The sequence below is a fragment of the Xanthomonas sp. BRIP62409 genome, assembly GCF_003992965.1.
Lineage (GTDB): Bacteria > Pseudomonadota > Gammaproteobacteria > Xanthomonadales > Xanthomonadaceae > Xanthomonas > Xanthomonas euroxanthea.
The window spans coordinates 88,686-108,564 of sequence record NZ_QEZJ01000032.1 but is presented as its reverse complement, the minus strand read 5'-3'; the positions used below and the strand labels follow the sequence as shown (position 1 = coordinate 108,564).

The following is a 19,879-nucleotide window of genomic DNA, read 5'->3' as shown; positions in this document are numbered from 1 at the left end:
ACGGAGACCCCATGGCCCTGTACGACAACATCCTCGACACCATCGGCCGTACCCCGGTGGTCAAACTCCATCGCCTCGCTCCGGAACACGTGACCTTGTACGTCAAGGTCGAGTCGTTCAATCCGGGCGGCTCGGTCAAGGACCGCCTGGCGCTGGCGATCATCCTCGATGCCGAACAGCGCGGCCTGCTCAAGCCCGGCGACACCATCGTCGAGGCCACCTCCGGCAATACCGGCGTGGCGCTGGCGATGGTGGCCGCCGCGCGCGGCTACAAGTTCGTCGCCACGATGGTGGAAACCTTCTCCATCGAGCGCCGCAAGCTGATGCGCGCCTATGGTGCCAAGGTGATCCTGACCCCGGCGGCCGAGCGCGGCAGCGGCATGGTGCGCAAGGCCAGGGAACTGGCCGAGCAGCATGGCTGGTTCCTGGCCAGCCAGTTCGCCAACCCGGCCAATCCGGCCTACCACCGCAACACCACCGCCGCGGAAATCCTGCGCGACTTCGCCGGGCTCCGGCTGGACCATTTCGTCACCGGCTGGGGCACCGGTGGCACGCTCACCGGCGTGGGCGAAGTGCTGCGCGTGGCCCGCCCGGAAGTGCGCATCACCGCCACCGAGCCGGCTGGCGCTGCGCTGTTGCAGGGCCAGGACTGGAAGCCGCACAAGATCCAGGGCTGGACCCCGGACTTCGTGCCGGAAGTGCTCAACCGCGAGGTCGCCCACGAGGTGCTGAGCGTGGAAGACACCGACGCGATCACCGTGGCGCGCCGCCTGGCCGCCGAAGAAGGCATCTTCACCGGCATCTCCGGCGGCGCCACCGTCGCCACCGCATTGCGCGTGGCCGAAGGCGCGGCGCCCGGCGCAGTGGTGCTGGCGATGCTGCCCGATACCGGCGAGCGCTATTTCTCCACGCCGCTGTTTGCCGACATCAACGAAGGTTCCGACGACGATTGGCTGGCCGGTCTGCCTTGATCGATCACGTCGTTGATTTGCACGCACAGGCCGCGCCCATAGCGCGGCCTGTTTGCTTGTGGGTCCACCCAGGCATCGCCCCTGACCTTCTGCGGTATGCGATTCCGTTGAAGAAGCGCGTCTGGGTGACGAATTCAGCCGCCACTACAGCGCCTGTTGCGCGCGCGTGCGGCGCCGGCCGTAAGTGCTCGACCGTCGGTGATACGGCCGGTCGGCGATTGAGCCGATCGATCGCATCGGGGTGTTCTCAAGCCTCCCTTAGGGCAACAGCCACAGCCGTTGCCGGCAATCGCAGCAGGTGAGATGAATGGGCGATAGCGTGCCCGTTCCGCGACGCGCGCCCCATCACGCGTTCCTCATGCAAATCCCATAATTATCGCGCTATGAAGATTGAAGTCTGGCAAGGCGACATCACCGAACTCGACGTTGACGTCATCGTCAACGCCGCCAACGAATCACTGCTGGGCGGTGGCGGCGTGGATGGCGCCATCCATCGCGCAGCCGGACCGCGCCTGCTGCAGGCCTGCGAAGCATTGCCGCAGGTGCGTCCGGGCGTGCGCTGCCCCACCGGCGAAATCCGCATCACCGACGGGTTCGACCTCAAGGCGCGGCATGTCTTTCATACCGTCGGCCCGGTCTGGCGCGATGGCAAGCACAACGAGCCGGAACAACTGGCCAACTGCTACTGGCAATCGTTGAAATTGGCCGAGCAGATGATGCTGCACTCGATCGCGTTCCCGGCCATCAGCTGCGGGATCTACGGCTATCCGCTGTACCAGGCCGCACGCATCGCCGTGACCGAAACCCGCGACTGGCAGCGCTCGCACAAGGTGCCCAAGCACATCGTGCTGGTGGCCTATAACGAAGCGACGTTCAAGGCCTACCAGCAAGCCCTGGCCGCGCAGGAAACCGCTGCCGCCTGACGCTCGCGATGCAGAAGGTAGGGATGACGAGCGCCGCGAGGCGCTCGTTGCATTTGGGCAGGTACGCAGGCGCAGCGTGGTCCACGCAAACAAGAACGCCGGCATCGCTGCCGGCGTTCTCTTTGCTACGTTCGATCCGGCCGCAAGGCGGCCGACACGGCGATCAACCCTTCCACTTGCCCAGTGCGGCCAGGCCGTTTTCCTTGGCGCGCTCATAGATGATCTGCTGCGCCTTGGCGACGTTGCCGGTCATGTCCTTGGCCCACAGCTTCAGCGCAGCCTGCTGCATCGCACGGCCATACGAGAAGCTCAGCGGCCACGGCAGGTTGCCGAGCTGGTGCATCTCGTTGAGGTGGGCGGTGGACTGCTCGTCGGTCTGGCCGCCAGACAGGAACACGATGCCCGGCAGGATCGCCGGCACGGTCGACTTCAGGCACATCACGGTGGACTCGGCCACTTCCTCCACGCTGGCCTGCTCTTCGCAGCCCTTGCCGGAGATGACCATCGAGGCCTTCAGGATGGTGCCTTCGAGCACGACATTCTGCTCATACAGTGCGCCAAACAGCGAACGCAGCGTGGCTTCGGTGACTTCGTAGCAGGTCTCGATGTCGTGGTTGCCGTCCATGATCACTTCCGGCTCGACCATCGGCACCAGGCCCTGCTCCTGACACAGTGCGGCGTAACGCGCCAGCGCGTGCGAGTTGGCCTCGATGCAGGTGCCGGACGGGATGTCTTCGCCGATGTTGATGACCGCACGCCACTTGGCGAAGCGTGCGCCCAGCGTGTAGTACTCCTCCAGACGCGCACGCAGGCCGTCCAGGCCTTCGGTGACCAGCTCGCCCGGCATGCCGGCCAGCGGCTGCGCACCCTTGTCGACCTTGATGCCCGGGATGATACCGTGGGCGGTCATGTACTCGGCGAACGGCACGCCGTCCTTGGTCTTCTGACGGATGGTCTCGTCGAACAGGATGGCGCCGGAGATGTAGTCGCTCAGCTTGGGCGTGGTCAGCAGCAGTTCGCGATAGGCGCGACGGTTTTCTTCGATGTTCTCGATGCCGACGCTGGCAAAACGCTTGGCGATCGTGCTGGTCGATTCGTCGATGGCGATGATGCCCTTGCCCGGGGCGACCATGGCCTGGGCGGTTTCGGCAAGCTGTTCGATGCTCATGTAGTTCCTGTGGCAGCTGCGGGGGAGAAGGAAAGTATAGCGACGAAAGTCGTACACATTCCTTCACGGAATGTCTGCAACCGATTACACATGTGCGGCATGACAGGATGTGTGGCGCTGCTCGCAGCGTGATGCGCGTGCCTCGCGCTATGCGCGCCTGCAGGCGCATCCCGCACCGCAGACCATGTCCCGCACAGCACAACGGCGACCCGCAGGCCGCCGCTGTATTTGCAGGCAACGATGGTGGGCCAGCGCGTGCATCGACCTGCGACGCACGCGCGGCTCAGGGCCAGGCGTTACAGCTCGCCCAGGCCGCTGGCGCGGCCGTCCTCGCCCACTTCCAGCAGGCGCAGCGTGTTGGTGGCGCCATGGGTTTCCATGTGCTCGCCGCTGGTGAACACCACGCGGTCGCCCGGTCCCATGCGCTCGTTCTCCACCAGCAGGCGGATCGCCGCACGTGCGGCTTCGCGCGGGGTCAGGCCGCGGCTGTCGAAGCTGATCGGGAACACGCCACGCATCATCGCCATGTGGCGGCGTGCGCCATCGTGACGGGTGAAGGCGTAGATCGGCATGTTGGAACGGAAGCGCGACAGGTAACGCGGCGTGCCGCCGGACTCGGTCAACGCAACCACGCCGGCCAGACCGATGTGTTCGGACAGGAACATGGTCGCCATCGCGATCGCCTGGTCGGCGCGCTGCAGATTACGTTGCGCCGCTTCGAAGTCGGTGTCGAACTCGAACTGGCGCTCGGCACCCAGACAGATGCGTGCCATCGCTTCCACCGCACGCACCGGGTAGGCGCCGGCCGCGGTTTCGGCCGAAAGCATCACCGCGTCGGTGCCGTCGATGACCGCATTGGCCACGTCCAGCACTTCGGCGCGGGTCGGGATCGGGCTTTCCACCATCGACTGCAGCATCTGCGTGGCGGTGATCACCACTTTGTTCTGCGCCAGCGATTCGCGGATGATCTTCTTCTGCAGGCCCGGCAATTCGGCATCGCCGATTTCCACGCCCAGATCGCCACGCGCCACCATCACCACGTCGGAGGCTTCGACGATCTCGACCAGGTTCTCGATCGCTTCGGTGCGCTCGATCTTGGACACCAGCGCGGCATCGCAGCCGTGCTGACGCGCGATACGGCGCGCATCGTTCATGTCCTCGGCGTTGCGGCAGAACGACACCGCGATGAAGTCCACGCCGATCTTGGCGACGATGCCGATCAGTTCCTTGTCGCGCTCGGTCAGCGCGCCCAGCGACAGGCCGCCGCCCTGCTTGTTCAGGCCCTTGCGATCGGACAGCACGCCATCGTTGAGCACGGTGGTGACGATGCGCTGACCCTGCACCTCGGTCACCTGCAGCTGCACCAGGCCATCGTCCAGCAGCAGCACGTCGCCGGCGGCCACGTCCTGCGGCAGGCCGAGGTAGCTGACGCCAACCTGGTGCTGGTCGCCCGCGGGCGCATTGGGGTCGGCCACCAGGTCGAAACGCTCGCCGGTGGTCAGCTTGATCTTGCCTTCGGCAAAGCGCTCGACGCGGATCTTCGGACCCGGCAGGTCGGCCAGGATGCCGACTTCGGCACCGACGCGGACGGCCGCGGCGCGCACTTCGGCAGCGCGCTTGGCCTGGCCGGACGGGTCGCCATGGCTGAAGTTGAGGCGCACCACGTTGACGCCGGCCTTGAACAAGGCCTCCAGCACACCGGGCGGATCCGTCGCCGGTCCGAGCGTGGCAAGGATCTTGGTGCGGCGTTGACGTTCTTTCATGATGGCCTCCCTGTAAAAGCCGCGAAACTTAACACACGCGTCACCTACCGACGATGGCATTGCGGCATAGCCACCCTCGCATTCCGGCATGTCCTATAGACAGTGCGGGACAGTACGTACGCTTTCCGCAGCGCGCTGGGCGCGCGGCGGGTTGTTGCTGTGGGCTGCCACCCTAACGCGGCAGCGGTGAAGGTCCCACGGTTCGCAGCGGTCAGCAGACGACAGCGAGCGGACGCGGGGGCGCCGACGCTGCGCGCCCCTCGCCGCCTGCGCATGCGGCCACGCCCAGGCGAGCGCCGGCCGCGCTCGCCTGGCAATGTGCACGGCTGCGTGGTCCGTCAGTCCTGTCCATCGATCAGGGCGCGCAACTCGGCAGGGGTGTGTGCGATCGCGCCCGCACCTGCGCCCCGCAGCTCGGCTTCGTCGCCGAAGCCCCACAACACGCCGATGCTATGGATGCCGTGATGGTTGGCGCCATCGATATCCATCCGGCGGTCGCCGATCATCACGCAGCCGGTCTTGGCAATGTCCAGGCGTCGCAAGGCTTCGGCAATCAGGTCCGGCTTGAAACGGCGCTCGCCGTCTTCGCTGGCCCCGATCACGTTCTCGAAGCACGCACCGAACGGCAGATGCTCGACGATGCGGCGCGCGTAACGCTCGTTTTTCGAGGTCACCACCGCCAGGCGATGACCGGCGCGCTGCAGGTCCATGACGACTGCACCGATACCGTCGAACACGCTCAGTTCGGTCCAGCCCACCGCGTCGTAACGCTGGCGATACGCCGCCAGTGTGCGCTGCACCAGCGCCGGATCATCGGGAAAACAGTCGGTGAAGCTGTCGCGCAGCGGCGGGCCGATCCACGCGCGCAGGGTCTGCGGCGAGGGTCGCGGCTGGCCCACCGCGTCGAAGGCATGCACGATGCTGGCGACGATGCCCGGCTCCGAATCGACCAGGGTGCCGTCCAGATCGAAGAACAGCGTGGCTGCACTCACTTGCCGCGCGCCTCGAGTGCCGCCACCGCCGGCAGGGTCTTGCCTTCCAGGAATTCCAGGAACGCGCCGCCGCCGGTGGAGATGTAGGTGACGTCCTTGGCGATGTCGTACTTGTCCACCGCGGCCAGGGTGTCGCCGCCACCGGCGATCGAGAACGCCTTGGAGCTGGCGATCGCACGCGCCAGGGTTTCGGTGCCGTGGCTGAAGGGCTCGAACTCGAACACGCCAACCGGCCCGTTCCACACCACGGTGCCGGCGCTGGCGATCAGCTCGGCGTAGCGCGTGGCGGTCTGCGGGCCGATGTCCAGGATCAGATCGTCGGCCTCCACGGCATCGAGCGACTTCACCGTCGCCTCGGCATCGGGCAGGAACTGCTTGGCGACGACCACGTCGGTCGGCAACGGAATCTCCGCGCCGCGCAGCTTGGCATCGGCGACGATCTGGTTGGCGGTGGGAATCAGGTCCGGCTCGCTCAGGGACTTGCCCACCGCATGCCCGGCCGCGGCGATGAAGGTGTTGGCGATGCCGCCGCCGACGATCAGCTGGTCGACCTTGTTGACCAGGTTGGACAGCAGCTCCAGCTTGGTGGACACCTTGCTGCCGGCCACGATCGCCAGCAGCGGCTTGGCCGGGTTGTCCAGTGCCTTGGCCAGCGCATCGAGTTCGGCCATCAACAGCGGGCCGCCGGCAGCCACCGGCGCGAAGCGGATCACGCCATGGGTGGAGGCCTGTGCGCGATGCGCGGTGCCGAAGGCGTCCATGACGAACACATCGCACAGCGCGGCGTACTTGCGCGCCAGGGTTTCGTCATCCTTGCCCTCGCCGACGTTCATGCGGCAGTTTTCCAGCAGCACCACCTGGCCCGGCGCCACCTCCACGCCATCGACCCAGTCGCGCACCAGCGGCACGTCCACGCCCAGCAGCGCGGTCAGGCGCGCGGCCACCGGCGCCAGCGAATCCTCCTCGGTCCAGCTGCCTTCCTTGGGGCGGCCCAGGTGCGAGGTGACCATCACCGCGGCGCCCTTTTCCAGCGCCAGCTGGATGGTGGGCACCGACGCGGTGATGCGCTGCTCGGAGGTGATCTGGCCGTTGTCGATCGGCACGTTGAGATCCTGGCGGATCAGCACGCGCTTGCCGGAGAGATCGAGGTCGGTCATGCGGACGATGGACATGGGGTCAGCTCGCTAGGTCTGGGGAATGGGGATTCGGGAATCGGGATTGGGGAATCGAAAAAGCAGCCGGTACACGTGGCGCCGATGTCTGGGCGCTGCGCGGATGGATGGCGTGGGGCAGCCGTTGCACGCTGGCGTTGCGCCCGCGTGCAGGTCGCGGAGATTGCAGCTTGCCTGCCGCGCATATCGCCGCCCATACGGCTGACGATGCGGGGGATGGTCGGTCGAGGACGACGGGCAATGCGGCTGCCTTGGCGACGGGGGATGCCCATTGTCGGACCTTCGCGCCGCAGCGGCAAACCGCCGTGCGACGTGCGAGGTCGTCAGGGGCTGCGATTGGCCGCCGGGCTGCGCAGCAGACTCACGGCGAAACCACCGACCAGCACGGCGCCGCCGATCAGCAGCCCCCACAGCAACCAACGCTTCCAGTCGCGCGGCGTGGCGGCCGGCTGCAGTGCGGCATCGCCGGCCAGCGGCTGCGCCTGCGCGGCGATGCTGGCAGGCGCCGGTTGCCACTGCGCGCCGCGTTCGCGACGCAGCGCCTGCAGCATCGAGGCCAGTGGCGCGTCACCGCGTTGCACGCGCGCGCTACCCGCGACCACGGCATACGGCGGCTGCCCCTGGGCGAGGAACATCATCCGCTCCGGCTGGTAGCCCACGCGTAGCGTCGGCCTCGCGGTGCTGCGGCCTTGTGCGGCGAGCAAGCGCCATTGGCGATCACGCACCGGGGCCGACAGCTGTTGCGGCGGGGACGCGGCGGCGTTGCCGGCACCGAGTCGATACGCCAACCACGGCCCGGCGCGGCGCAGCCACGGCGCGTCATCGGCATCACGGCTTTCCACGATCCATTCGACCGCCTCGGCCTGACCGCCGCTGACATCGACCTGGGTGACCGGAAAGCGCCCGGGCAAGGCATACAGCACCGCCTTGTCCTGTGCGGTGCCCGGCAACTCCAGCCACTGCGATTGCAGCGGCGCAGCGACGCCGTCCAGTTCCGCATCGACCGCGCGCAAGGCCGGCAGCGCGCCCGACACCGGCACGATGCGCAGATAGCGCGCGCCCTCGTCCAGCGCGATACGGCGTTGCTGCAGACGCTGCGCCTGGTTGTCCAGCGCCATCACGGTGGCATCGGCGGCCAGCACGCGCCAGTCGCGCAGATCGTCGCTGCCTTCCACACGCAGCCGCGCCTGCACCGGCGTGTTGCCGTCCCAGTCCAGCCACAGCGCACGCGGACGATCACCCAATGCGCTGGCATCGATCAGCCAGCTGCCACCGGCACCTGCAGCGGCGCCGGTGGCAAAACGGCCTTCCAGCCGCCGCACCGCGCCACTGGCATCGCGTTCGGCGATCAGCTGCAGATCGCCGTTGGCAGGCGCCGCACCGGCCGGCAGCGCAAACACGGGCAGGCGTTGCCGACGCGGCGCGGCAGCCGGCGCGGCATCCGCCGGCAAGAGCGCGGCCGGCATTTCCTCGCCACGCGCATCGATCACCGTGACATCGCGCAGCCCTGCGTCCTGTGCGCCGCGATAGATCGCTGCGTTCAAGCGCAGCTGATACAGGCCGGCGTCCGAGCCGGCCACCTGCAGCGGCCACTGTTGCCGATAGTCCTGGCGCACATCGGCCGCCTGCGCCATCAGCGGCACCAGCAGCAGCCATCCCCATTGCCTCGATTTCATGCCTGTTCCTTGTCGACGCCATCGTCTCCGACGGCCTGCGCATCGGCCACCGGCTGGCGCGGCGGCGCCGGTGCCAGGTAGCCCACCACGGTGCACAACAGGCCATAGGCCATGAACGAGCCGATGCCAAGCAGATTGCCCAGATACTGGCGGTCGACCAGCACCAGCTTGGCCAGCACCAGGCCCATCAGCAACGCACCGCCCAGCCACAGCCCACGCTGACCGCGCCGCGAGCCGATCACCCAGCCCAGCACGCCCAGCACGCTCCACACGATGGTCAGGCTGGTCTGCGACAGGGTCGCGCCGATCAAGCCGGCGTCCCATGCCACGCCACCCCAGTGATGCACGCTGTGCAGGGTGCTGCCGGTGACCAGGGCCCAGCCCAGGACACCCAGCGCAGTCACCCGCCACCGCCGCACGACCAAGAGCGCGTGCGCGGACCACGCCCACCGCGCCAGCAGGGCCAGCACCGCCAGTTGCGCCAGCTCGGCCGGGTTGAGCAAGGGCAGCCACGGCAACGGCGCGGCGCTCATCGGGTCCAGCAGCACGATCAGCCAACCGCTGCCCAGCACCGCGAACACACCGCCCAGCAACGGGTTGCGTGCCCGATCGAAGCCGGCGCCTTGCGGCCACGCCAGCCACGGCCAGCGCAACAGCCCCACTGCCGCCACGCCCAACCAGGGCGCGGCCAGCAAGGCGCAACGCCAGCCATTTGCCAGCATGAAGGTGTCGGCCAGCCACGCCACGCCCAGCGACACCACCAACGGCCACAGCAGCCACCAGATGAACTGCGCGGCCACGGCGCCTGCGCCGTGCTGCCTGCGCAGGCACCACAGCGCGCGCGTGCCTACCACGGCAAACGCCAACCAGGCCAGCGCCCCCCAATGCGCGAACGGTTGCGTATGCGCATGGCATTGCCACAGCGCCAACGGCGCAGCCAGCGCCAGCCCGGCCATCGCCGTCCACACCAGCGCCGTTGCCGGGCGACGCCGATGCACCTCGGCGGCCAGCCACACGGTGAGCGCGACAAAACCCAGCAGCAGATCCGGCTCGCTGCGCAGATCGCCGGCAAAGCGCAGGATCTCGTGCACGCCGCACAGCGTCCACCAGCCCAGCCCCCACAGATACGCCACCAGCGCGCGGCGCGGCTGCCCTGCATCGCGCAGGAACCAGGCACTGGCCCAGCCGGCCAGTGCAAGCAGCAGGGTGCTCATGCAGGTGGCATTGGCTACCGCCACCGCGTCGTAACGCCAGGCATCCACACCGAAGGCGACACCCACCGCCGCCAGCAACTGCAATGCCACCCCGCTGAACTGCGAGATCCGACGCCGTTGCCGCAGCCCCAGCCACAGCAGACCGGCACCCTCCAGCGCAAAGACGCTGGCGGTGGCACGCGCCGACAGTGCCAGCGGTACGGCCAGGGTGGCAAAACCGACCGCCAGCATCGCGTGCGCCTGGCCCAGCAGACGCGTGGAGGCACGCCGCAGCAACCAGCGGGCCAGACCCGCGTACAGCGCAGCCACCGCCAACGCGCACAGCGCCAACGGCAGGCGTTCACCATCCAGCAGGCGCGCCTGCAACGCGAAGGCCACCAGCGGGGTGCCGAACAACAGGCTGCCGTCGATGCGCTTGCCCGCACTGCCATCGCCACGGCGCGCGTGCAGGACCGGGATTGCCACATACATGGCGAAGAACAGCAGCAGGAACGGCTCGGTGGTGGCAAATTTCGCCGGGGTGTATTGCAGCGCGCCCCACAGCGTGCCGATGCCGAAGGTGAAGGCGAATCCGAGCAGGTTCAGCACCCGCCACGGGCGCGTCCAGGCGATCGCCACGATGCCGGCGTTGAGCACCGCGTAATACGCAAACAGCGCGACATGATTGCCGCTGCCGGTGGACAGCCAGATCGGCGCAAGGAAGCCGGCCAGCACCCCCAGCACCGCCAGCGTGCGCGAATCCTGCACCACCGCCAGCACGCACATGCCGGCAATCAGCACCACGCTGATGCCCATCGCCAGGCCTGCGCCGAGCAGCCCGTACAACTTGAACGCGGCAAACACCGTCAGCAGCAAGCCGCCGATGGCCCCGCCCTGCAACGCCAACGCAAAGCCGGGCCGCTGCAGCCGCTGCTTCCAGCCCAGGACCAGGCCGGCGAGCGCCAACACACTGATGCCGGCCAGCCGCAGCTCGATCGGCATGCGCATCCAGCCCTGGTCGCTGGCGTACTTCAACAGCGACGCCACACCGGCCAGCAACACCAGCATGCCGACCTTGACCGGCACGTTGCCTTCGGTGAACCAGCGCTTCACTGCGCTGGCCGCGCGCGCCAGCGGGCCTGGTCCGGACGGGACGTCGTGCGCTTGCTGCTCGAATTCCGCAGGCGCAGCGGCCAGGGGCGGTGCTTGGACTGCGCTGCGTGCCGTAGCAGATGCGGGCGCCTGTGCGGGCAATGATGGCGGCATCGGTCTCGGCATCGGCGCGACCGGCGACGGCGCAGCGTGCACATCTGCGGCGGCAGGCCGCTCAGCGGCGCCAGACCCAGACAGGCCGAGGTCGGACGCCTCTTGCGCCCCCCATGTACCGACTGGCGACTGCATTGGCCTGTGCACCGCCGCCGCGTCCGCGCCGCCTGCGCCGCTGGCCTGCCATTGCGCAAGCCGCTGTTCCAGCGCATCCACGCGCCGCCGCAGCCCGGCGATCCACACCAGGGCAATCACCAACCCTACCGGCACCGCAAGCAGCAACAGCACCACCGACACAATCATCGTTTCCAACGCATAACCCCTGAGTCGGCATCCGGCCGAATGCGCGAACCATACAGGCTCAGGGCGCGTCTGGGCAGCCAATCCCTGGCTGAAGCGCAGCGACGCGCTGCCGTTGGCGGCACCGGCACGCAATGGCTACAGGCATGGACATGCCCCCAAGAAAAACGCCCGGTAGAACCGGGCGTTTGAACATCATTCGCGGTAGCCGCTGTCGTTCTTGTTATGGATGATCCAGATCAGGTTGCCGCCGGTGTCCATCGACTTGCCAGCGAACACCAGACGCCCCTGGCCCTTGTAGGCCATCTCATACCGGTAGCGGTCGCCGCCGAAGAAGAACGGGATGAACGCCTTGCCGGTCACGTAGGAACCCTGATCGTTGGGCTGACCAATCAGGTCGGTGACCTGCTTCATCGGCATGCCGATCTTCAGCTGGGTGAACTTGCTGTCAGGCGCCGGCTTGCCGGTGATCTCGCCTTCGTAATCGTTGATGCCCTTGACCGTTTCGCCATAGCCCGCCTCGACATCGGCCGACTTGATCACCTCGCCATCGGCATTCATCCAGGCCGGCGTACCGGTCTGCTTTTTCGCGGCCCACGTGGTCGACGGAGCCGACACCGCAATCACCACACCGAGCGCCAATACGCCCGCCAGAAATTTACTCATGAGTTGTGTTCTCTCGATCCATGGAGTTCCCCGATCCTTCGTACACGACACGGGAACGACCGCCGTGCCCGCAAATTAGCGCACGTGGGCCTCGCAAAGTCCACTTCCCGTACTGCCGACGACGCGGTGACGGCATCAGCACACGTCACGTTCCGGCACATACAAAACGAAAGGCCCCGGCATGCCGGGGCCTTCACTCGTCGCCTAGGCGCGAGGTTTACTTCGCGACAACCCGCACCATTTCCAGGCACTTGTTGGAATAGCCCCACTCGTTGTCGTACCAGGACACCAGCTTGACGAAGGTCGAATCCAGCGCGATGCCGGCGTCGGCGTCGAACACCGAGGTGCAGGTTTCGCCGCGGAAGTCGGTGGCCACGACCTTGTCTTCGGTGTAACCCAGCACGCCCTTCAAGGCGCCTTCGCTCTGCGCCTTTACTTCGGCACAGATCTCGGCGTAGGTGGCCGGCTTTTCCAGCTCGACGGTGAGGTCGACCACCGACACGTCCGAGGTCGGCACGCGGAAGCTCATGCCGGTCAGCTTCTTGTTGAGCTCGGGAATCACCACGCCCACGGCCTTGGCGGCACCGGTGGAGGACGGAATGATGTTCTCCAGGATGCCGCGCCCGCCGCGCCAATCCTTGTTCGACGGGCCGTCCACGGTCTTCTGCGTCGCGGTGGCCGCGTGCACGGTGGTCATCAGGCCGCGCTTGATGCCCCACTTGTCGTTGATCACCTTGGCCAGCGGCGCCAGGCAGTTGGTGGTGCACGAGGCGTTGGAGACGATCGCTTCGCCCTTGTAGGTCTTGTCGTTGACGCCGAACACGAACATCGGCGTGTCGTCCTTGGACGGTGCCGACAGGATCACCTTCTTGGCGCCGGCGTCGATGTGCTTCTGCGCGGTTTCCTTGGTCAGGAACAGGCCGGTGGACTCGATCACCACGTCGGCACCGACCGCATCCCACTTGAGGTTGGCCGGGTCGCGCTCCTGCGTCAGGCGGATCTTGTTGCCGTTGACGATCAGCGTGTTGCCGTCGACCGACACATCGGCCTTGAAGCGGCCATGCACCGAGTCGTACTGCAGCATGTAGGCGAGGTAATCGGGCTCGAGCAGGTCATTGATGGCCACGATCTCGATGTCATTGGCGAAGTTCTGCACCGCAGAGCGCAGCACGTTGCGGCCGATGCGACCGAATCCGTTGATGCCAACCTTGATTGCCATGTTCACTAGCTCCTGCGGCCGCGATGGCGCGGCGGATGGAAAGGGACCGCCATTCTAGCAGCGTCGCACTCCCGCAGCCGTGCTGCAGCCAGCGCTGCGGCATGTGGCGCCAGGACGTTGTGCCGTGGTGCATGCGGGGTGGGGATTGGGAATCGGGAATCGGGAATCGGGAATCGAAAGGTGGGCACGCTGTGCGGGTGCCGTCAATCGACAAGGTGATGAGTTCGGCGCTGCAAGCACGATGCGGCATGGGCTGACGCCTGCCTGACTTGAGGGCCCGTGACGATCTGAGGTGCGGCACGGACGCGGCAATCGGGAATACGCCTTTTTTCTTCGAAATTTCCAATTTATTTCAATTACTTAAGTTTCACATCGATACGCTGAAGGGCGTATCGATGCATATGCCGAACAGCAGCATTTCGGCGCTCCGTGGATTTCGATACTGGCCGTGCCTGCTGAGGCACCCATCCATCACAACGGAGATTCCCCCATGCGTCGCACCTTTCTCTCTCTGGTCCTGGCACTGGCCGCCACCCCGGCGCTGGCTGGCGGCGTGATGCACTACACCGACAAGGCCACCTTGCCCACCGATGGCGAAGCGCGCGAAGTCGCTGCGCTGTTCGACACCTGGAACGCGGCGCTGGCCACTGGCAACCCGCACAAGGTGGCCGATCTGTACGCGCCGGACGGCGTGTTGCTGCCGACCGTCTCCAACGAGGTGCGCGCCTCGCGTGCGCAGATCGAAAAATACTTCGCGATGTTCCTGACCAAGAAGCCGCAGGGCGTCGTCAACTACCGCACCGTGCGCGTGCTCGATGACGACAGCGCAGTGGATGCCGGCGTCTATACCTTCACGCTGACCGACAAGGACGGCAAGCAGAGCAAGGTGCAGGCGCGTTACACCTTCGTGTACGAAAAGCGCGACGACAAGTGGCTGATCATCAACCACCACAGCTCGGCGATGCCGGAAGTGGATGCGCCCAAGCTCGCCAAGGCCAGGTAAGTGCGCGATCCCTGCCGCCATCCGCTCGCTGCCGGCTCCCCCGCGCATGCAGGCGTCGGAGTTCCTTCCCCGCCGCCGCTGGCGCCAGGCGCCTGGCATCGCAGCGCAGAAGCGATGCGCCGGTGCGATCACCGGCACGGCGCAGATCGCTGCTGCCGGTGCCGGTCCCTGGTCACGTCCGCGCATGACCTGTCGCGGCAGCGCGCGCAGCGATTGATCAGGATCAAGGCATCCATCGGGCAAAGCCCCAAGACTTCTTCCATCCTCTGCACACAACGGGAATTTCCATGCGCATGCGCTCTACCCTTCTGCTCGCCGGCCTGGCCGCCGCCTTCGCCAGCGTCCCCGCACTGGCTCAATCCAAAGGCGACTGGACCGTTGCCGTCGGTGCCCACCAGGTCGCTCCCAAATCCGATAACGGCCGCCTGGTCGGCGGTACGCTCGAAGCGGACGTCGGCAAGGACATCAAGCCCACCTTCACTGCGGAATACTTCATTGCCGACAACCTGGGCATCGAAGTACTGGCTGCGCTGCCGTTCGAGCACGACATCGCGCTGCGCGGTCTGGGACGTGTCGCCAGCACCAAGCATCTGCCGCCGGTGATTTCGCTGCAGTACCACTTCAACAGCCAGGGCAAGCTCTCGCCGTTCGTTGGCGCGGGCATCAACTACACCCGTTTCTTCAGCACCGACACGCGTGGCGCGCTGGCCGGCAGCGAGCTGGAACTGGACGACTCCTGGGGCCTGGCCCTGCACGCAGGCGTGGACTACAAGCTCAGCGAGCGCGGCGCACTGCGGGTGAACCTGCGCTGGATCGACATCGATACCGAAGCGCGCCTCGACGGCAGCCGCATCGGCACGGTCAACATCGACCCGCTGGTCTACGGCCTGGCCTACGTGCACCGCTTCTGAGCCCGGCAGCGTGCGCGATGCATCTCTGGCACACTTGGCGTCCAGGGACGTGAATCCACCGCCGGAGTTGCGGACAGGTTGGCCACGTCGACCGCCTGTCCGACCTATCCGGGGATTCCATGAGCATGCTGATCCGTACCGCCCTCGCCATCGCACTGGCCGCCTCGGCCGCACCCGCCCTTGCACAATCGGCCGGCCACTGGACCACGGGGTACGGCGCCGGCTATGTCTCGCCCAAGTCCGACAGCGGCAGCTTCGGCGGCACGCGTGCCGAGATCAAGGGCGCCCCGACGCTGTCGTTCACCTACGAATACTTCCTGCGCAACAATCTCGGTATCGAGGTGCATGCCGCGGTAGCGGGCAAGCACGATCTGGAGCTTGAGGGCGTCGGCAAGGTGGGCAGCTACTGGTCGGTACCGCCGAGCGTGCTGTTGCAGTACCACATCAACGGCTACGGCACGGTGTCGCCGTTCGTGGGTGTCGGCATCAACTACACCACGTTTGTCGGCGAGGACGTCGATGACGCCTTCGGCAGCGGCGACCTGCGCTTCGACGACTCGGTGGGCGCCACTGCACATATCGGTGTGGACTACATCTTCAACGAGCGCAGCGGCCTGCGGGTGGATGCGCGCTGGACCGATTCGCGCAGCAATGTCGATTTCAATGGCAGCCGGCTGGGCAAGGCGCGGATCGATCCGCTGACCTATGGCGTCTCGTACCTGGTCTATTTCTAAGCCTGCCGCAGACGCCGCGCTGAGCCGTGGCTGTGGTCGGACCGGGACAGCCATCAAACCGTCCCGGACCGATGCGTACAATTGCCGGATGAAGACCTTCTCCCCTCGCCTCCTCCTTCTTGCCGCAACCGTTGCCGCGGCACTCCAGCCCATCAGCGCCTTCGCCTGGGGGCCGCAAGGCCACCGCCTGGTGGCGCGCATTGCCGAGACCGAGCTGAGCCCGCAGGCGCGGGCACAAGTGGCGCAATTGCTGAAAGGCGACGCCAATCCGACACTGGCCGGTGTCGCCACCTGGGCCGACGAATTGCGCGAGCATGATCCGGACCTGGGCAAGCGCTCCGGCCCGTGGCATTACGTCAATCTCGGCGAGCACGACTGTACGTACGAGCCGCCGCGCGACTGCCCGGACGGCAACTGCGTGATCGCCGCGCTGGATCGGCAGACCGCGCTGCTTGCCGATCGCAGCCAGCCCCTGGACGTGCGTCGGCAGGCCCTGAAGTTCGTGGTGCATTTTGTCGGCGACATCCACCAGCCGATGCATGCCGGCTACGCGCACGACAAGGGCGGCAATGCATTCCAGCTGCAGGTCGCTGGCAAGGGCAGCAACCTGCATGCGCTGTGGGACAGCGGCATGCTCAACGACCGCCAGCTTGATGACGACGCGTATCTGCAACGCCTGCTGGCGTTGCCGGCGACCGCGGCGACATCGCCGGTGCTGCCACCGCCGGCTGCGGCCTGGGCGCAGGCCTCCTGCAGGATCGCGATCACGCCCGGCGTTTATCCGGACAAGCACGTGTTGCCGGACGGCTACATCGCGACCTATCGTCCGGTTGCCGAGACGCAATTGCGCGAGGCTGGCGACCGACTGGCTGCCGTGCTCAACGCGGCGCTGGCCACGCACTGAGATGGAGACGCCGATGCAGCCCGAGGTGCTTGCGTTCTTCCACGCCGACAGCAACACCTTCACCTATGTAGCCGCTGACGCGGCGACCGGGGCGGCAGCGGTGATCGACCCGGCGCTGGACTATGCGGCCGACAGCGGCGCGGTCGGCACGCGCGCCGCGCAGGCGATCGTCGATGCCATCGCCCACCGCGGCTGGCAGGTGCAGTGGCTGCTGGAAACCCATGCGCATGCCGATCACCTGTCTGCCGCGCAGTGGCTGAAACAGCACTGGCCACAGGCACGCATCGGCATCGGCGACGGCATTCGGGACGTGCAGCAGACGCTCGCGCCACACTACGCGCTGCCGGAAGACTTCCGTGCCGATGGCTCGCAGTTCGATCACCTGTTCGCCGATGACGAGCGCTTCGCCCTGGGCACGCTGCAGGTACGTGTCATCGCGGTGCCCGGGCATACCAGCGACAGCATCGCGTATCTGATCGGCGATGCGCTGTTCCCCGGCGATTCGTTGTTCATGCCCGACGCCGGCACCGCGCGCTGCGATTTCCCCGGTGGCGATGCACGGCAACTGTTTGCCTCGATCCAGCGCATGTACGCACTGCCGGAGGACACGCGCGTGTTCGTCTGCCATGACTACGGCCCGGGCGGCCGCGACGTGGCCTACCAGACCAGCATCGGCGAACAGCGGCGCAGCAATATCCATGTGCGCGATGGCGTGGAGGTCGATGCGTTCGTGGCGCAGCGCCAGGCACGCGATGCCACGCTGCCCGAGCCCAGGCTGATCCGGCCGGCATTGCAGACCAATCTGCAGGCCGGCCGCTGTGACGGAGTGGTTCGCTGACGCGTCAGCGTGGCCGCCACGCGGCGCATCGCGCGCAGCCGCTATGATCGGTGCCTGACCCTGCTGGAGCCCCCCATGCGCACGATCGGTTTTTGGCAGCGCGCGTTCTGCGTGCTGATGCTTGCCCTGCCCGTCCTGGCCACGGCGCAGACCGCGCCGGTGACGGTGTTTGCTGCGGCAAGCCTGAAGGAATCCATGGACGAGGCCGCGGCCGCCTACCAGAAGGCGACCGGCACGCCCGTGCGCGTCTCCTACGCCGCCAGCTCTGCACTGGCACGCCAGATCGAGCAAGGCGCACCGGCAGACGTGTTCTTTTCGGCCGACCTGGAATGGATGGACTATCTGCAGCAGCGCGGCCTGGTGCTGCCGGCGCAGCGTCACAACCTGCTCGGCAATACCCTGGTGTTGATCGCCCCGGCCAGCAGCAGGCTGCGCGTGGATCCGCGCCAGCCGGGCGCAATTGCCAGGGCGCTCGGCGAGCGCGGTCGGCTGGCGGTGGGCCAGACCAACAGCGTGCCGGCGGGCAAGTATGCCGCCGCAGCGCTGCGCAAGCTCGGCCACTGGGACGGCGTGAGCAATCGCCTGGCCGAGTCGGAAAGCGTGCGCGCCGCGTTGATGCTGGTCTCGCGCGGGGAGGCGCCGCTGGGCATCGTGTACGGCTCGGATGCACGCGCCGACCCCAAGGTCCGCGTGGTTGCCACCTTCCCCGACGATAGCCACGAGGCCATCGTGTATCCGGTTGCCGCGTTGAAGAACAGCAGCAATGCCGGCACCGCCGCGTTCGTGCAGTGGCTGGGCAGCAAGCCGGCCGGGGCGATCTTCGTGCGCCGTGGTTTTTCGTTGCAGGATTGAGGCGCGCCGTTGTCGATGTTCACCCCGCAGGAGCTGACCGCGATCGGCCTGAGTCTCAAGGTCGCCATCGTTGCGGCCGTCGCCAGCCTGCCGCCAGGCATCGCCTGTGGCTGGCTGCTGGCGCGGCGGCGCTTCCCGGGCAAGGCGCTGCTGGATGCCCTGCTGCATTTGCCGCTGGTGATGCCACCGGTGGTGACCGGTTACGCGCTGCTGGTGGTGCTGGGCACGCAGGGGCCGGTCGGCAGCTGGCTGCTGGAGCACCTCGGCATCCAGTTCGCATTCCGCTGGACCGGTGCGGCGCTGGCATGCGCGGTGATGGGGTTCCCGTTGATGGTGCGCGCGATCCGCTTGTCCATCGAAGCGACCGATCGTCGCCTGGAAGCGGCCGCCGCCACGCTGGGCGCGGGCCCGTGGCGGGTGTTCTTCAGCATCACCTTGCCGCTGGCCTGGCCTGGCCTGGTGGCCGGCATGGTGCTGGCGTTCGCCAAGGCCCTGGGCGAATTCGGCGCGACCATCACCTTCGTGTCCAATATCCCTGGCGAAACCCAGACCTTGTCGTCGGCCATCTACGGGCTGATGCAGGTGCCGGGCATGGAATCGGGTGTGTGGCGGCTGGCCGGCGTTGCGTTGGCGATCTCGCTGGCGGCGCTGCTGCTGTCCGAGTGGCTGGTGCGCAGACCGCATCCGCGCGAGGACGGCTGATGCTCGATATCGACCTGCACCTGCAGCGCGGCAATTTCCAACGGCATGTCCACATCCAGGACCAGGCCCGTGTGGTGGCCCTGGTCGGCCCCTCCGGCGCGGGCAAGAGCACGGTGCTCAACGCAATCGCCGGTTTGGTGCGGCCGCAGGCCGGGCATATCCGCATCGACGGGCGCTGCCTGTATGACGCCCGGCAAGGCGTGGACCTGCCCACGCACAGGCGCAGGATCGGCTACGTGTTTCAGGATGCGCGGCTGTTTCCGCATCTGGATGTGCGCCGCAACCTGCGTTATGGCCGGCACGCCCGAGGCGCGGCGCCATTCGGCTTCGACGACGTGGTGGCGCTGCTGGGTATCGCGCCGTTGCTGCAACGCCGGCCACGCAATCTCTCCGGAGGCGAAGCGCAGCGTGTGGCGATCGGCCGCGCCTTGTTGTCGCAACCGGCGATCCTGTTGTTCGACGAGCCCTTGTCGGCACTGGATCAGGCGCGCCGCGAAGAACTGATTCCCTACCTGCAGCGCGTGCGCGACGAGATCCGCCTGCCGATGCTGTATGTCAGCCACAATCCCGACGAGGTGCAGCGCATCGCCGATAGCGTGCATGTGCTGGAATGAGCGCATCGACAC

General features: G+C 67.1%; 18 protein-coding genes. 10 read left to right on the top strand and 8 right to left on the bottom strand.

Annotation, left to right across the window (positions count from 1 at the left end):
• Positions 1-11 precede the first annotated feature (11 nt).
• Together cysK and EO170_RS19720 are read left to right on the top strand one after the other, a co-directional pair.
• Complete coding sequence (gene cysK / locus EO170_RS19725; RefSeq protein ID WP_126947582.1) at positions 12-971, top strand: cysteine synthase A; 960 nt, start codon at positions 12-14, stop codon at positions 969-971.
• Between the two features lie 383 nt (positions 972-1,354).
• The gene (locus tag EO170_RS19720; protein WP_024938170.1) at positions 1,355-1,894 is read left to right on the top strand and encodes an O-acetyl-ADP-ribose deacetylase; all 540 of its coding nucleotides are present in this window, start codon (positions 1,355-1,357) and stop codon (positions 1,892-1,894) included.
• Positions 1,895-2,057: 163 nt separating this feature from the next.
• Here EO170_RS19720 and EO170_RS19715 read toward each other — a convergent pair whose 3' ends face one another.
• The 8 genes from EO170_RS19715 to gap all read right to left on the bottom strand — a co-directional run bounded on the left by EO170_RS19715 (position 2,058) and on the right by gap (position 13,309).
• Entirely contained in the window at positions 2,058-3,062 is a 1,005-nt protein-coding gene (locus EO170_RS19715) for a class I fructose-bisphosphate aldolase (RefSeq protein ID WP_104583694.1), read from the bottom strand.
• A 296-nt stretch (positions 3,063-3,358) separates the two neighbouring features.
• Entirely contained in the window at positions 3,359-4,825 is a 1,467-nt protein-coding gene (gene pyk, locus EO170_RS19705) for a pyruvate kinase (protein ID WP_104583696.1), read from the bottom strand.
• Between the two features lie 338 nt (positions 4,826-5,163).
• Positions 5,164-5,817, bottom strand: coding sequence for an HAD family hydrolase (locus EO170_RS19700; RefSeq protein ID WP_104648885.1), 654 nt, complete (start codon positions 5,815-5,817; stop codon positions 5,164-5,166).
• Positions 5,814-6,989, bottom strand: coding sequence for a phosphoglycerate kinase (locus EO170_RS19695; RefSeq protein WP_104583698.1), 1,176 nt, complete (start codon positions 6,987-6,989; stop codon positions 5,814-5,816). The genes EO170_RS19700 and EO170_RS19695 overlap by 4 nt, the downstream gene beginning before the upstream one ends.
• A 323-nt stretch (positions 6,990-7,312) precedes the next feature.
• Entirely contained in the window at positions 7,313-8,665 is a 1,353-nt protein-coding gene (locus EO170_RS19690) for a DUF3999 domain-containing protein (RefSeq protein WP_126947580.1), read from the bottom strand.
• Entirely contained in the window at positions 8,662-11,436 is a 2,775-nt protein-coding gene (locus EO170_RS19685) for a DUF2339 domain-containing protein (protein ID WP_126947577.1), read from the bottom strand. Before EO170_RS19685 ends, EO170_RS19690 begins: the two co-directional genes overlap by 4 nt.
• 183 nt (positions 11,437-11,619) lie before the next feature.
• A complete protein-coding gene (locus EO170_RS19680) occupies positions 11,620-12,090 on the bottom strand; it encodes a hypothetical protein (RefSeq protein WP_115677300.1) in 471 nt (156 codons plus the stop codon).
• A gap of 217 nt (positions 12,091-12,307) precedes the next feature.
• Positions 12,308-13,309: a type I glyceraldehyde-3-phosphate dehydrogenase gene (gene gap / locus EO170_RS19675; protein WP_104534756.1), complete on the bottom strand. Its 1,002-nt coding sequence runs from the start codon at positions 13,307-13,309 to the stop codon at positions 12,308-12,310.
• A 490-nt stretch (positions 13,310-13,799) separates the two neighbouring features.
• On the opposite strand from gap, the gene EO170_RS19670 reads away from it, so the two are divergent.
• The 8 genes from EO170_RS19670 to modC all read left to right on the top strand — a co-directional run bounded on the left by EO170_RS19670 (position 13,800) and on the right by modC (position 19,867).
• Positions 13,800-14,312: an SgcJ/EcaC family oxidoreductase gene (locus tag EO170_RS19670; protein ID WP_126947575.1), complete on the top strand. Its 513-nt coding sequence runs from the start codon at positions 13,800-13,802 to the stop codon at positions 14,310-14,312.
• 287 nt (positions 14,313-14,599) lie between these two features.
• Positions 14,600-15,223, top strand: coding sequence for an OmpW family outer membrane protein (locus EO170_RS19665; protein ID WP_119127524.1), 624 nt, complete (start codon positions 14,600-14,602; stop codon positions 15,221-15,223).
• 119 nt (positions 15,224-15,342) lie between these two features.
• A complete protein-coding gene (locus EO170_RS19660; RefSeq protein WP_104648881.1) occupies positions 15,343-15,957 on the top strand; it encodes an OmpW family outer membrane protein in 615 nt (204 codons plus the stop codon).
• Positions 15,929-16,861 (top strand): S1/P1 nuclease, encoded by a 933-nt coding sequence (locus tag EO170_RS19655; RefSeq protein WP_235858455.1) that lies wholly within the window; start codon positions 15,929-15,931, stop codon positions 16,859-16,861. The genes EO170_RS19660 and EO170_RS19655 overlap by 29 nt, the downstream gene beginning before the upstream one ends.
• 13 nt (positions 16,862-16,874) lie before the next feature.
• The gene (locus EO170_RS19650; RefSeq protein WP_115677398.1) at positions 16,875-17,699 is read left to right on the top strand and encodes an MBL fold metallo-hydrolase; all 825 of its coding nucleotides are present in this window, start codon (positions 16,875-16,877) and stop codon (positions 17,697-17,699) included.
• A gap of 75 nt (positions 17,700-17,774) precedes the next feature.
• The gene (modA, locus tag EO170_RS19645; RefSeq protein ID WP_115677399.1) at positions 17,775-18,551 is read left to right on the top strand and encodes a molybdate ABC transporter substrate-binding protein; all 777 of its coding nucleotides are present in this window, start codon (positions 17,775-17,777) and stop codon (positions 18,549-18,551) included.
• A gap of 15 nt (positions 18,552-18,566) precedes the next feature.
• A complete protein-coding gene (gene modB, locus EO170_RS19640; RefSeq protein ID WP_179465302.1) occupies positions 18,567-19,253 on the top strand; it encodes a molybdate ABC transporter permease subunit in 687 nt (228 codons plus the stop codon).
• Positions 19,253-19,867: a molybdenum ABC transporter ATP-binding protein gene (gene modC / locus EO170_RS19635; protein WP_104584829.1), complete on the top strand. Its 615-nt coding sequence runs from the start codon at positions 19,253-19,255 to the stop codon at positions 19,865-19,867. The genes modB and modC overlap by 1 nt, the downstream gene beginning before the upstream one ends.
• Positions 19,868-19,879 lie beyond the last annotated feature (12 nt).

What these genes read in the sequence shown, in the direction of transcription:
- EO170_RS19690 (WP_126947580.1), bottom strand. Translation starts at nt 8,665, where the DNA reads ATGAAATCGAGGCAATGGGGATGGCTGCTGCTGGTGCCGCTGATGGCG.
- EO170_RS19695 (WP_104583698.1), bottom strand. Translation starts at nt 6,989, where the DNA reads ATGTCCATCGTCCGCATGACCGACCTCGATCTCTCCGGCAAGCGCGTG.
- EO170_RS19665 (WP_119127524.1), top strand. Translation starts at nt 14,600, where the DNA reads ATGCGCATGCGCTCTACCCTTCTGCTCGCCGGCCTGGCCGCCGCCTTC.
- gap (WP_104534756.1), bottom strand. Translation starts at nt 13,309, where the DNA reads ATGGCAATCAAGGTTGGCATCAACGGATTCGGTCGCATCGGCCGCAAC.
- cysK (WP_126947582.1), top strand. Translation starts at nt 12, where the DNA reads ATGGCCCTGTACGACAACATCCTCGACACCATCGGCCGTACCCCGGTG.
- EO170_RS19715 (WP_104583694.1), bottom strand. Translation starts at nt 3,062, where the DNA reads ATGAGCATCGAACAGCTTGCCGAAACCGCCCAGGCCATGGTCGCCCCG.
- EO170_RS19720 (WP_024938170.1), top strand. Translation starts at nt 1,355, where the DNA reads ATGAAGATTGAAGTCTGGCAAGGCGACATCACCGAACTCGACGTTGAC.
- EO170_RS19670 (WP_126947575.1), top strand. Translation starts at nt 13,800, where the DNA reads ATGCGTCGCACCTTTCTCTCTCTGGTCCTGGCACTGGCCGCCACCCCG.
- modA (WP_115677399.1), top strand. Translation starts at nt 17,775, where the DNA reads ATGCGCACGATCGGTTTTTGGCAGCGCGCGTTCTGCGTGCTGATGCTT.
- EO170_RS19655 (WP_235858455.1), top strand. Translation starts at nt 15,929, where the DNA reads ATGGCGTCTCGTACCTGGTCTATTTCTAAGCCTGCCGCAGACGCCGCG.
- EO170_RS19660 (WP_104648881.1), top strand. Translation starts at nt 15,343, where the DNA reads ATGAGCATGCTGATCCGTACCGCCCTCGCCATCGCACTGGCCGCCTCG.
- EO170_RS19650 (WP_115677398.1), top strand. Translation starts at nt 16,875, where the DNA reads ATGCAGCCCGAGGTGCTTGCGTTCTTCCACGCCGACAGCAACACCTTC.
- modC (WP_104584829.1), top strand. Translation starts at nt 19,253, where the DNA reads ATGCTCGATATCGACCTGCACCTGCAGCGCGGCAATTTCCAACGGCAT.
- EO170_RS19680 (WP_115677300.1), bottom strand. Translation starts at nt 12,090, where the DNA reads ATGAGTAAATTTCTGGCGGGCGTATTGGCGCTCGGTGTGGTGATTGCG.
- pyk (WP_104583696.1), bottom strand. Translation starts at nt 4,825, where the DNA reads ATGAAAGAACGTCAACGCCGCACCAAGATCCTTGCCACGCTCGGACCG.
- modB (WP_179465302.1), top strand. Translation starts at nt 18,567, where the DNA reads ATGTTCACCCCGCAGGAGCTGACCGCGATCGGCCTGAGTCTCAAGGTC.